Genomic DNA, 11826 nt, shown 5'->3' with positions numbered 1-11826 from the left:
TTTTCTCTCTCCCACTCACTTACTTTTTCGGTTCTGCTTTTTGTCCAAACTCTTTTTCCCATTTTTCTAAAATTTTGTCACGATTTTCTGCTGCCCACTTAAAGTCATTCTTTTTGTATAACTTTTCTGTTACATCTTTAGGGAATCCATCTGGAAGTTTATAATCATTTTTAATTGTCGCAAATCCATTTTTCTCGAAGTATAACTTCATTACATCATCAGTAATCGCCCAATCTAAAAATGCTTGCGCTAATTTTTCATTTTTTGCATTATCTTTTTTAATAAGTGCGTTCGCTTCTACTTCCCAACCTAATCCTTCTTTCGGCAATACAACTTCAACTGGTGCACCTTTTTGTTTCTCTTTCAAAGCACTATAAACCATTGATACGCCAACTGGATATTCACCCGCTCCTGCTAATTTCGCTGGTTTTGATCCTGAATGCGTATAACTTGCCATATTATCATGAAGTTTCTTCATGTAATCCCAGCCTTTATCTTCACCCATGATTTGTAGCCATGCAGAAACTGTTAAAAATCCTGTTCCAGATGATGCTGGATGTGGCATAACAAGTGTTCCTTTATACTCTGGTTTCGTTAAATCTTCATATGATTCTGGCATCGGTAAATTTTTCTTCTTTAACTCTTCTTTATTTACAGCAATCCCCGTCATAAATGCAGTATTTCCTACCCATTTTTCAGGTTGCTTATCATCTTTAAATTGTGGAAGAACACGATCTGCTCCTTTTGGAGAGTATCCTTTTAACATATCTTTTTTATCTAAAGCTAATAGACTTGATGCCGCAGTTCCCCATACAACATCTGCTTGTGTATTTTTCCCTTCAGCTAGCAATTTCGCAGTAATAACTCCTGTTGAATCACGTACAATGTTCAATTTCACATCAGGATATTTCTTTTTAAAGGAATCAAGATAAATTGGTACAAGCTCTTCTTCAATTGCTGTGTAAACAGTTAATGATCCAGATAATTTGTCATCTTTCACTTTCGCTCCAGCACTTTCTTCCTTCTTTGCACCACACCCCATTAATAACGAAAATACCATTCCAGTCGCTACAGCTTTAAAGATTGTTTTTTTCACTGTTTCTCTCTCCTTTTACAAATCTTATGTACAACTCAAATATAAACAACTAGTGTAAAAGCAGTATTAAACCAACATTAATCTTTTGTTTGTTGTTTGTTTTTGTGTAATACGTTGCTACTTCTATGTTTTTTCGCATTTTTCTGCTCATAGAAAACACTAAATTTACAAATAATTAAAAAAACCTTTATAATCCCACAAAAAAATGAGGCGTTTGTAAAAAACGCCTCATTTTTGTTTCCCTTTTTTTGAATTACGATTCGCATACTTTGCGCTATTTTCTCCTTCATACTCTAATGCAAATTCTGCATCTGGTAAGCTTTCTTTCGGAGTTTTATTATTATTGATTGCCGCATTTTGTTTCACTTTTCTTTTTGCCAATACATTCACCTGCTCTCAAGAAATCACTTTCTACTCTAGTTTGAAACAACTTAAAATAATTATTACTGGCAAGTGTTAACAAGTACATAAGAGGCGTTAGATGGAAATACTACATATGAAGAAATCATTATAAAAAGGAGCGATAATTTTGAAGAAAAAAGAAAAGATTCAATCACCCATTTTAGACGAAACGCTCCCGCATCAAATGAATTTTCCATCTTTTAAAGGAACAGGAAAAACGATGCAACAACCTTTTGTGAATCAATATAATGTTGTAATTGGAGACAGTAAATATAATTCCGAGAACAGTCCGCTTAACAATTGGAGTGATGAAGTAGATCCTGCCATTATGGCTGGCGATGAGTGGATCCATCCTACAAATGATATTGGGTGGATTTCAGAAGAAAATCAAGAGTTGCTAAAAAACGAAGCGGATAATAAAGATGAAGCTTTCATGCATCCACAATTTGGAATTAACGACTAAAAAACCATTCTACCTAACGTAGGTAGAATGGTTTCATACTATCCAATAATAATCCGCTCTTTCGGGTATTTATAGCGAGGTGGTTGTTCCCTTCCACCACTAGCTAAAATAAATGTTAAAATACCAACGCGTCCGATAAACATAAGCACAATAAGTACAAGTTTCCCAACAGTTGTTAAATCAGGCGTGACACCTGTTGATAGTCCCGTCGTTCCGAAAGCAGAACAAACTTCAACAATTAAGCTCATAAGCGGTACATTTTCCGTAATAGATAAAATGAATAGCGCAGTAGCACATAACAAAATCCCCATCGTCATAACGACAGATGCTTTCAGTACATCCTCTTCATGTAGCTGACGTTTGAAGACTCTAACTGTTCTACCGCCCCTTGCAAAGGTGTATAGTGACAATATACTAACAGCAAATGTAGTTGTACGTATTCCGCCCCCAACCGAACTTGGAGATGCCCCTATAAACATTAATATACTCATAAATAAAAGCGTCGGTTGTGATAATTCACGTATATCCATTGTTGCAAGTCCACCACTTCGCGTCGTCACAGATTGGAATAATGTATAAAATACAGTTTCATGCCATGACTTTCCTACTAAAAAATGATTTCTCTCCAGTAAAAAAATCATAATTGTACCAACAACAACGAGTGCAAAAAATGTTGTTGTCGTCAATTTTGTAAATAATGAAAAACGGAATAATTGTTGTCTCCTTTTACTAAGGAATTGTTTCACTTCCATTAGCACAGGGAAACCAATCGCTCCTAAAATAATTAGTAACATATGAATCATTTGAACAATATAATCTTTTTTATACGGAATTAATGATTGTCCTGTTAAATCAAATCCGCCGTTCGTAGTCGCACTAACAGCTGCAAAGAAACCGTGAAAATAAGCTTCTTGCCAAGTCGGAAAGTAAAGTAAAAATCTTGTCCCCAATAAGATTGCTCCAATAAGTTCTATTGAAATAATTACAATTAAAATAGAACGCATCAATTCTACGAGACCCGATAAATTTCCTTGATTATGGTCTGCCATAATTAATCTTCTTCTTTGCAAACCAATCTTTTTCCCCGTAATGATCCAAACAAATGTCCCAAGCGCCATAATTCCTAAGCCGCCTAATTGTAAAATAAGAGCTAAAACAATAATTCCTGCTGTAGTAAACGTATCTGAAATCGTAATAACAGACAGTCCCGTAACACTTACCGCACTAACCGATGTAAAAAGCGCATCTATAAATGTCCATTTCACACCAGGCTTCGTAACAAACGGTAAACTAAGCAATATCACCGATACAACTACCGCTAATAAATAAAACAAAACGATGAGTTGTACAGGACGTAATTTTTGTAAAAACTTTTTTATATCTCTCATTCCATCACTTCGCTACCTTTTTTCTATCGATTAAATAAAGAAAAATCTTTACTTTCTTTATTTGTAAATAACTGCTCAAATAATTTGGCAAAGACCATTCCATATACAGTTCCATTACCTCCATACGGCAATGCATAAAACAAATTATGTATCTTTTCGTCTTCTTTTAAAATGGGGAGACCATCATGAGTACCACCAAATGCGGCTGCCCAATAGTAGTCTGCCTGTATATTTTTATACTGCGGGAACATCTCTTTTACAATATTAATAAGGATATCACGCTTATGCAATAATTTCGTATCACCAATTGTTTGAATTTGTAGCGCTTCATCTAATCCGCCTACAATAATGCGGTTTCGATACGTTCGAAAATATAAGTAGGGCCGTGCCGTTTCCCAAATTAACGATCGCTCATGCCAGCCTTCAAATTGATCTATTTCATTTGTTACAATTGCATAAGAGGTGTCTACTGTTGTATTTTTTTCTTTCTTTCCAAAAAGCGCTTCATAACCTGTCGCCATAATAATATTCTTTGCTACAATTTGATTTCCTGTTTTCGTGTAACAAATTAAATCATTTTTGCGTTTTTTTATATGTATTGCCTCTGTATGTTCATATATATTAGCTCCCATTTGGTTTGCTTTATGCAAAAAACTATACGCTAGTAAATACGGATTCACCTCAGCATCACCTTGCGTATATAACGCTGCTTGTTTTGCAAAAGAATAACGTTTCTTAATATCAGCTTCTGTAAAATATTCAACTGGAAATCCATAATTCTGTAACGTATTATATTCCTCTTGTAAAAATGAGACATCCTCACTTTTACTTGCATAATATAAACTATTTCGCGGAATAAAATGGGGATTAATATCAAGAGTCGGTATAACCTCTTCCATTGTTCTTAGCGCTTCATAACAAAGCTTATATGCTCGTACCCCTTTTTCTTTACCAAATGTATGGATAAGAGAGGTTAACGATTTATCATGAAGAAATTGTAGTAAACCTGTATTAGCAGCTGTGCTACCACACGCAATTGCTCTTTTTTCAATAAGTGTAACACTCATGCCAATTTTCGCTAACGAATGCGCTATATGAGCACCGGCTTCGCCGCTTCCAACTACGAGCACATCACATATCATATCATTTTCTAACAGTGGATAACAAGGTACAGAAACTCCTGTATTCCAAAACAACTTACCCATCATAAGTTTCATAATTATACTCCTAAAATATAAATTTCTCCTTTCTATGTTTTGTTATTTTTCATAAAAAAATCCAACTAACATAGGCTAGTTGGATTTTTTTATTTTTAATTAGAACGCTCTTCAAGCCAATTTCCAATCGTCGGATATGTTTGTTTTACAGCTGTTCCACCGTAAACGATAGACATATGCCCTGTTGGTAAACATACATATTGTTTATCTGTGCTAGAAATATGGTCTAGTAATGCTTCTACTTGACATGGCAAAGCGATATGATCACGTTTCCCGGAAATATTTAAGACATTCGCCTTAATATTTGCAAGGTCTACCTTTTGTCCGCGAATAACGAGTTCACCCTTAACCAACTTATTATTTTGATAAAAATCACGAATCCACTGTCTGTATGATTCACCTGGGAACGGAATACCATCACCAACCCACTTTTGAACCAATCTCCAGCTTTCGACGAAGCGCTCATTCTCTGAACGATCTACTAAAGCAACATATGGACCAACAAAGTTCGTAATTGGCTTTAACATTTTGTTTCCGAAATCAATCATTTCTGGCGGAATATTTCCAAATGTATCAACCGCTTTATCTAAATTGAAGTATTTCTCATCTAATAAAGGGCCATACAATCCTGTTTCAGAGAAATCAAAGGGACTTGTCATGAAAATTAAATTACGAATTGGCATGTGCGGATGAAGTGCTGCATAAATAGAAGTTAGCGTTCCACCCATGCAATAACCAAGTAAAGAAATCTCGTCCGATTTTGCAGTTCGCATTACTTTTTTTACTGCTTTTGCAATATAATCAAACACAAAATCATCAAATTTCAAATGACTATCTTCTAAACCAAATGTGCCCCAATCAAGCATATACACATCAAAACCACGATCCACTAGATATTCCACTAAACTATTTCCAGGAGTTAAATCCATAATATATGGTTTATTAATAAGAGCATATATTAACAGAATTGGAACTCTTTGTGTTTTTTCTTGTTTTGGAATGTAGCGATAAAGCTTCGTCTTATTCTTCGTCCAAATAACCTCTTTCGGCGTTAACCCTACTTGCGGCTCTGGTTCACGTAATAAAATTTCACTCGCCCTTTTCACTCGGCGGTATGCTTTTCGGTACTCTTCTGGGTATAGCTCTAATTGCTTTTCCCATTCTGTTGCGAATGTAGTCATTTTTTTATCTCCTTTTTGGTCGATTTCCTTCTAAAAAAAAGAAGTGCATTCCTGCTATGGATATGCACTTTTTTCTTACTTCATTACATATATAATCCGCCGTTAATGTTTAATTGTTGACCTGTGATATACGCACCGTCACGGCATAGGTATACTACACCTTTTGCAATTTCATCAGCTTGACCAAAACGTTTTTTCGGGATTTTTGCAACGATTTTTTGACGTACTTCTTCTGGTACTTCTGCTACCATTTCAGTATCAATAAATCCTGGGCAAATAGCGTTTACAGTGACATTTGTTTTTGCAAGTTCTAACGCTAATGATTTTGTAAATCCTAACATACCCGCTTTTGCTGCTGAGTAGTTTGTTTGGCCAAATCCACCTGCTTGACCAATAATAGAAGAAATGCTAATAATTCTTCCTTCTTCCGCTTCTGTTATGTATGGAAGAACAGCGCTTGTCGTATTAAATACGCTACTTAAATTCACGTCAATTACGCGCTCCCAATCTTCACGATTTAACTTTTTGAATGTACGATCTCTTGTAATACCAGCATTATTAACAAGAATATCAACTTTACCAAAATGATTCACAGCTTCTTCTACAAGTCGGTTTGCATCTTCTACTTTAGAAACATCCGCTTGCACTGCATAAACATCATGTCCGTCTTTTCCTAATTCATTTACTAAATTTTCAGCTGCTTCTTTACTGCTATTATAGTTAATAACTACTTTTGCTCCCTCTTGTGCTAATGCTACTGTAATTGCTTTTCCAATTCCTTTTGCTCCACCTGTTACGATTGCTACTTTTCCATTTAATTGAACCATTTCTTTTCCCCCTTAAATGAATTTGTGAACGATTGTTATGAATCATTTTGGTACTCATACTATAGAGTCCATATATAATTATGTTTCGCTGTTTATACGTGAAAAGAGATTCTCCCTCTCTCTTTTATCTGTTATAAACAAGCGCTTTTATCATTTTTTATTTTCTGGCTTATTCGCAGGCTTTACCTCTTCTTTTACAGGTACTTGTAGTTTAGCTAGTACTGCATTTTGCTTTTCTAGCAATTCTAAAATTTGATCTACTTTTGTTTCAAGCGTACGAATATCTTGTTTCACTTTCGTCACATCACGCTTTAATGTAGGAGCTTGTCCTAAAGAATCGACTTTCTCCTCTAGAAACTCCTCAATGTTATCTACTTTATTTTCTAAGTTAATAACTAGCGTAGCTACTCTTGCGATATCCTCTTTCGTCGGCACATTTACTTGTTCTAAATAGTTTTTTGTCGTATCATTTAATGCTTTTTGATAAAACAAATTCAAATCTAGAACGCTGCCCATCCAAGCAGAATATTCTTCTGTTTTAATTGTTTCATTGAGCGCTTTTCCCCAAAATGTTTCGGTTTGTTCATAAGCATTTTTCCATGCTTGTAGTGGATCGAATTTTTGATCAATCACTTTACCTACACTCCCTTTTTCGTTTTTGAAACAATTCAACCTATTCACTATTTTCTAATATTCTGAATAAAACTTCAAGTCTATATTTTATTTTTTTCTATTTTCTAACAAATGTGTTGACTTTAAAAACAGATAGGTGTAAATTGCACTTATAAGCAAAAAATTCCATCTAACTGATTCATGAGGTGATGCACAATCATGCTACAAAATGAACCAGAACAACGCGAAAGTTTGGAGAGCAACCAAGCGAAACAACCAAACTCCATGCCAAAAAACTTCTTAGTTCCCTTCTTACTTCTATGTCTAAAAGACTGGAGTCTTCATGGTTACAAACTTATTCAAATGCTAATGGATATCGGCTTTTCTTCTGTTGACCAAGGTAATGTTTATAGAACACTACGCAAATTAGAAAAAGAAAACCTTATTTCTTCTACTTGGGATACAAGCGATGGAGGGCCGGCAAAAAGAATTTATTCTTTAACTGAATATGGAGAGCAATATTTAACAACATGTGCGACTTCTTTTGAACATTATCAAAATATGTTGCGAACGTTTTTCACGTTATACACCAATGCATTCTTTCCATTTTCTACTTCTCCAGAAAAGGATGAAAAGGATTCTTCATCTTCACCTGGTGGTACAGCAGAGTAATCTGCGTTCACAATATGCAAAAAAACATTTGGGGGTCAAATAATGGAAACTAAACCATACGAATTAGTCGATGCATTTTGGAAAAACTGGTCTCAATCACTTTCCCTTTTCTCTTCAGCTGGGAAACAATTAGAGCAGCTTACTTTAGAAACATTAAAACAACAACAAGACGCTTTGCATAAATTAACATCAGGAGTAGATGAACTAGAAAAAGAACTACAACAACTCACTGCTCAGTTCAACAACCAATATACAGATTACGTGAAACAATTAACTGGAAACTCCTTAAATGATCAAATTAACGAGTGGCAGGACAAATGGAAGGAACTTTCTGCTCATATGCATCAACTTACTGTTTCTCCTACAAAAACATCTTTGTCAATTCTTACACAAACAAGCGGTCAATTTGAAGAAACAACAAAACAATTTATTGAGCAACAACAATTACAACGTGAAGAGGCTCAAAAACAGTTAGAGGGTTTTTTGGAAGAGTTCAAGTCAAAACAGTTGGAACTCGCAAAAAAGTTCGAGGAAAACTCAAAAAATCTATTTACTTCCATCAAGTAAGAAAAATGTGGGAGCTAACTGCAGCACAAACAAAACTCTTTCTTCCTCCTACTACATCAAGATGGCTGGCATTTTTCGATATGGAAAAGAAGGAGGACAAAATGAATCCATTCCAAGAAGCACAAACCGTCCCGGAGCTTCGTTATGATGAGATTCAAGTCGGTGATCAAGCATCCCTTACAAAAACAATTACAGATGAAGATGTTATCAATTTTGCAAAATTGACTGGGGATGTGAATCCTATTCACATTTTAGACTCTTTTGCAAAAACGACAATGTTTAAAGAACGCATTGCCCATGGTATGCTCGTTTCGAGTTTTATTTCTACCATCCTTGGAACGAAACTCCCAGGCAAAAATACAATTTATTTATCCCAAAATGTTTCATTCCGTGCCCCTGTCAAAATCGGTGATACACTTCGCGTTGTGGCAGAGGTTATTAAGAAGCGTGACGATAAAAAAATCATTACGTTGCAAACAAATATATATAATCAATCGGATGATATTGTCGTGGAAGGTACAGCGACAATACTAAAAAAAGAGTAGCAAATTTGCTACTCTTTTTTCTATCCAATAACTTCTAATCACACCGATTACTTCCGCGTATGAGCACGCCGGTTCCACATAAAATAACAGTACCAATTCAGATAAGTACTTATCTGGACTGGATTACTCATAAGGATGTGTATCATCATGGCAAAAACAAACAAATTACTAGTTCCAGGTGCTGAACAAGCACTTGATCAATTTAAATATGAAATTGCACAAGAATTCGGCGTAAGCTTAGGGTCTAATACAGCATCTCGTTCTAACGGATCAGTTGGCGGTGAAGTAACAAAACGTCTTGTTTCTTTAGCTCAACAACAATTACGCGGATAATAATATAACATATGGCTTAGAGGCAGATATTCTCTGCCTCTTTCTATTTTTCACATACATAATCGGACTTTTTCACATACTAGTAAGAGCAAACAGAAAGGAACGATATATAACATGAAACGGATTAACATTCGTATGAGTCCTCCCCGCGTTCTTACTTTGTCTTTTATCATGTTATCAATTATAGGTACATGCTTATTAAAGCTTCCAATCGCTACAACAACGTCTATTTCATGGCTCGATGCTTTATTTACAACTGTTTCTGCCTGTACGGTTACAGGGCTTGGTGTTGTGGACACTGGAAAAGTATTTACTTTGTTTGGACAATGTATCATTTTAACGCTTATACAAGTTGGCGGGCTTGGTATTATGAGCTTTGCTGTCTTAATTGCGATTATGCTCGGAAGAAAAATCGGTCTTCAAAATCGGATTTTACTGCAACAAGCATTAAATCAAACGAATATAGGCGGCGTCATCCGTCTTGCCAAAGCATTATTTTTATTCTCTTTTACAGTCGAATGTATCGCTACTTTAATTCTTTCTTTTGAGTGGGTACCAAAATACGGGGTTACCAAAGGGATCTATTATAGTTTTTTCCATTCAATCTCAGCCTTTAACAATGCTGGTTTTTCTGTGTGGAGCGATAATTTAATGTCCCATTCTCATAGCATTATTGTCAATTTCGTCATTTCCTCTCTCATCATTTTAGGTGGAATTGGTTTTACAGTGATCGTAGACATAAAAAGAAAGAAAAACTTTAAAAACCTTACACTACATTCAAAACTTATGCTCTCTTCTACTCTAATCATCAACATTATTGCTACCCTTTTTATTTTTATATTCGAGTTCCATAACTCTCTTTCTATGAGAGGTTTTACCCCATTTGAAGAAGGAATGGCCTCTTATTTCCAAGCAATTTCAACGCGAACTGCCGGGTTTAATACAGTTGATATTTCTACATTGTCAAAACCTTCCCTGCTATTAATGATGCTACTTATGTTTATTGGTGCTGGTAGTGCTTCAACGGGTGGGGGGATTAAGTTAACAACATTTTTAATCATATTTTTTGGTGTATTTAAATTTTTACAAGAACAAGAAGATATTGTCGTATTTAAAAAATCCATTAAAGATACTCTCATTGTCAAATCATTAACCATTACTATTATTTCTATTTCATTTATCTTTTTTGCTATTTTAATTTTGAGTATTACTGAACGAGTTCCTCTATTGATGAGTGCTTTCGAAGTATTTTCAGCATTTGGGACTGTTGGCCTCAGTATGAACTTAACACCCTACTTAACTATAATTGGAAAAGCGATTATTATTTTTATGATGTTTTTTGGGAAAATGGGTCCTTTAACATTGGCATTTTCATTTGCTCGTAAAAAGAACCGAAAAATAAAATATCCGAATGAAGATATTTTAACAGGTTGACAACCGTATAAATTATCCATATAATGAGAATACAATAACATATCTCCAAAGGGGAGTAGCGTCCAAGAATATATCTTGGAAACAAAGTCGTCATTACGTAGAACTTAGTTCTTCCGGCTTTGTTGGCATTTTTATTACATATGTCTAGCAAGACCTTTGCCTATTAACGGCAGAGGTCTTTTTTGCATTCATTTCCAGATTCTTCCAAAGTTAATAGGCAGGAGTATGGGGAAACTAAATAGTGGGGAAATTCTTCACTTATTTAGAAGTTATAGAGAGGAGAGGAGAATGTACATGGATGTATCATTATTATTGGAGTATGGTTGGGTATTACTCATCCTAATTGCACTTGAAGGGATTTTAGCGGCTGATAACGCTCTTGTTCTTGCAATTATGGTAAAACATTTACCAGAAGAAAAACGAAAGAAAGCACTATTTTACGGATTAGCGGGGGCATTCGTTTTCCGATTTGGATCGTTATTTATGATTTCGTTCTTAGTCGATGTATGGCAAGTGCAAGCAATCGGTGCCATCTACCTTATGTTTATCGCTGGTAATCACTTATTTAAAACATATGTTAAAAAGAATACAGATGAAGAAACAGAAGAAAAAGAAGCAAAGAAAAAACAAGAGAACTTTTGGTGGACTGTATTTAAAGTTGAGGTTGCTGATATCGCCTTCGCAGTTGATTCAATTTTAGCTGCTGTTGCACTAGCAATGACTTTACCAAAAACAGGACTAGGTACAATTGGTAGTCTTGATACTGGGCAATTCGTTGTTATCTTTGTAGGTGGACTTATCGGATTAATCATTATGCGATTTGCAGCAACTGCTTTCGTACAAATCTTAAAACGTAAACCAGGGCTTGAAACTGCAGCATTCTTAATTGTAGGTTGGGTTGGTGTGAAGCTAGCAGTTTATACATTAGCACATCCTGCATTAAATGTAATTCCACATTCATTCCCAGAATCCACTCCGTGGAAGCTTACATTCTGGATTGTATTAGTCGGAATCGCAGTTGGTGGTTGGTTCTTCTCAAAAGAAGTAGAAGTAAAAGTGGAAAAGAATTTAGACGAAAAAGCGCTGTAA

General features: G+C 35.3%; 14 protein-coding genes and 1 riboswitch. Of the genes, 7 read left to right on the top strand and 7 right to left on the bottom strand.

Annotated features, from left to right (window positions below; translation table 11 throughout):
• Positions 1-19: 19 nt before the first annotated feature.
• Positions 20-1096 carry a putative 2-aminoethylphosphonate ABC transporter substrate-binding protein gene (locus N2V80_RS06695; RefSeq protein WP_000750895.1) on the bottom strand — a complete coding sequence of 359 codons (1077 nt, stop codon included), beginning with the start codon at positions 1094-1096 and terminating at the stop codon, positions 20-22.
• A 228-nt stretch (positions 1097-1324) separates the two neighbouring features.
• Positions 1325-1477 carry a hypothetical protein gene (locus tag N2V80_RS06690; RefSeq protein WP_061654694.1) on the bottom strand — a complete coding sequence of 51 codons (153 nt, stop codon included), beginning with the start codon at positions 1475-1477 and terminating at the stop codon, positions 1325-1327.
• Positions 1478-1625: 148 nt separating this feature from the next.
• On the opposite strand from N2V80_RS06690, the gene N2V80_RS06685 reads away from it, so the two are divergent.
• Positions 1626-1961 carry a DUF3905 domain-containing protein gene (locus N2V80_RS06685; protein ID WP_000726027.1) on the top strand — a complete coding sequence of 112 codons (336 nt, stop codon included), beginning with the start codon at positions 1626-1628 and terminating at the stop codon, positions 1959-1961.
• Between the two features lie 38 nt (positions 1962-1999).
• Here N2V80_RS06685 and N2V80_RS06680 read toward each other — a convergent pair whose 3' ends face one another.
• The 5 genes from N2V80_RS06680 to phaR form a co-directional block, all read right to left on the bottom strand.
• Positions 2000-3349, bottom strand: a complete 1350-nt coding sequence (locus N2V80_RS06680; RefSeq protein ID WP_001204707.1) for a TrkH family potassium uptake protein — start codon at positions 3347-3349, stop codon at positions 2000-2002.
• 23 nt (positions 3350-3372) lie between these two features.
• Positions 3373-4566 carry an NAD(P)/FAD-dependent oxidoreductase gene (locus tag N2V80_RS06675; RefSeq protein ID WP_000772518.1) on the bottom strand — a complete coding sequence of 398 codons (1194 nt, stop codon included), beginning with the start codon at positions 4564-4566 and terminating at the stop codon, positions 3373-3375.
• A 95-nt stretch (positions 4567-4661) separates the two neighbouring features.
• Positions 4662-5747 carry a class III poly(R)-hydroxyalkanoic acid synthase subunit PhaC gene (gene phaC, locus N2V80_RS06670; RefSeq protein WP_000206336.1) on the bottom strand — a complete coding sequence of 362 codons (1086 nt, stop codon included), beginning with the start codon at positions 5745-5747 and terminating at the stop codon, positions 4662-4664.
• A gap of 83 nt (positions 5748-5830) precedes the next feature.
• Positions 5831-6574, bottom strand: a complete 744-nt coding sequence (locus tag N2V80_RS06665) for an acetoacetyl-CoA reductase (RefSeq protein ID WP_000250407.1) — start codon at positions 6572-6574, stop codon at positions 5831-5833.
• A 150-nt stretch (positions 6575-6724) separates the two neighbouring features.
• Positions 6725-7207 (bottom strand): polyhydroxyalkanoic acid synthase subunit PhaR, encoded by a 483-nt coding sequence (phaR, locus tag N2V80_RS06660; RefSeq protein WP_000566942.1) that lies wholly within the window; start codon positions 7205-7207, stop codon positions 6725-6727.
• Between the two features lie 198 nt (positions 7208-7405).
• Here phaR and phaQ point away from each other — a divergent pair, with 198 nt between their 5' ends.
• The 6 genes from phaQ (at position 7406) to N2V80_RS06630 (ending at position 11826) form a co-directional block, all read left to right on the top strand.
• Positions 7406-7858, top strand: a complete 453-nt coding sequence (gene phaQ / locus N2V80_RS06655) for a poly-beta-hydroxybutyrate-responsive repressor (protein WP_000939955.1) — start codon at positions 7406-7408, stop codon at positions 7856-7858.
• 42 nt (positions 7859-7900) lie between these two features.
• Positions 7901-8425, top strand: a complete 525-nt coding sequence (gene phaP / locus N2V80_RS06650; protein ID WP_000448594.1) for a polyhydroxyalkanoic acid inclusion protein PhaP — start codon at positions 7901-7903, stop codon at positions 8423-8425.
• Between the two features lie 101 nt (positions 8426-8526).
• The gene (locus N2V80_RS06645; RefSeq protein ID WP_001067916.1) at positions 8527-8970 is read left to right on the top strand and encodes a MaoC family dehydratase; all 444 of its coding nucleotides are present in this window, start codon (positions 8527-8529) and stop codon (positions 8968-8970) included.
• Positions 8971-9117: 147 nt separating this feature from the next.
• Positions 9118-9303 carry an alpha/beta-type small acid-soluble spore protein gene (locus N2V80_RS06640; RefSeq protein WP_001140707.1) on the top strand — a complete coding sequence of 62 codons (186 nt, stop codon included), beginning with the start codon at positions 9118-9120 and terminating at the stop codon, positions 9301-9303.
• A 114-nt stretch (positions 9304-9417) separates the two neighbouring features.
• Positions 9418-10737, top strand: coding sequence for a TrkH family potassium uptake protein (locus tag N2V80_RS06635; protein ID WP_061654695.1), 1320 nt, complete (start codon positions 9418-9420; stop codon positions 10735-10737).
• Positions 10738-10775: 38 nt separating this feature from the next.
• Positions 10776-10949: riboswitch (yybP-ykoY riboswitch) on the top strand.
• An 82-nt stretch (positions 10950-11031) separates the two neighbouring features.
• Entirely contained in the window at positions 11032-11826 is a 795-nt protein-coding gene (locus N2V80_RS06630; protein WP_000383326.1) for a TerC family protein, read from the top strand.

The organism is Bacillus sp. FSL W8-0640, from assembly GCF_038007725.1.
GTDB classification, from domain to species: Bacteria; Bacillota; Bacilli; order Bacillales; family Bacillaceae_G; genus Bacillus_A; species Bacillus_A cereus.
This window is presented reverse-complemented; position numbering and strand designations above follow the sequence as displayed.

Excerpts from the sequence above, each read along its gene's own strand:
- N2V80_RS06675 (WP_000772518.1), bottom strand. The coding sequence starts at position 4,566 with ATGAAACTTATGATGGGTAAGTTGTTTTGGAATACAGGAGTTTCTGTA.
- N2V80_RS06630 (WP_000383326.1), top strand. The coding sequence starts at position 11,032 with ATGGATGTATCATTATTATTGGAGTATGGTTGGGTATTACTCATCCTA.
- N2V80_RS06645 (WP_001067916.1), top strand. The coding sequence starts at position 8,527 with ATGAATCCATTCCAAGAAGCACAAACCGTCCCGGAGCTTCGTTATGAT.
- phaQ (WP_000939955.1), top strand. The coding sequence starts at position 7,406 with ATGCTACAAAATGAACCAGAACAACGCGAAAGTTTGGAGAGCAACCAA.
- N2V80_RS06635 (WP_061654695.1), top strand. The coding sequence starts at position 9,418 with ATGAAACGGATTAACATTCGTATGAGTCCTCCCCGCGTTCTTACTTTG.
- phaC (WP_000206336.1), bottom strand. The coding sequence starts at position 5,747 with ATGACTACATTCGCAACAGAATGGGAAAAGCAATTAGAGCTATACCCA.
- N2V80_RS06640 (WP_001140707.1), top strand. The coding sequence starts at position 9,118 with ATGGCAAAAACAAACAAATTACTAGTTCCAGGTGCTGAACAAGCACTT.
- phaP (WP_000448594.1), top strand. The coding sequence starts at position 7,901 with ATGGAAACTAAACCATACGAATTAGTCGATGCATTTTGGAAAAACTGG.
- N2V80_RS06665 (WP_000250407.1), bottom strand. The coding sequence starts at position 6,574 with ATGGTTCAATTAAATGGAAAAGTAGCAATCGTAACAGGTGGAGCAAAA.
- N2V80_RS06680 (WP_001204707.1), bottom strand. The coding sequence starts at position 3,349 with ATGAGAGATATAAAAAAGTTTTTACAAAAATTACGTCCTGTACAACTC.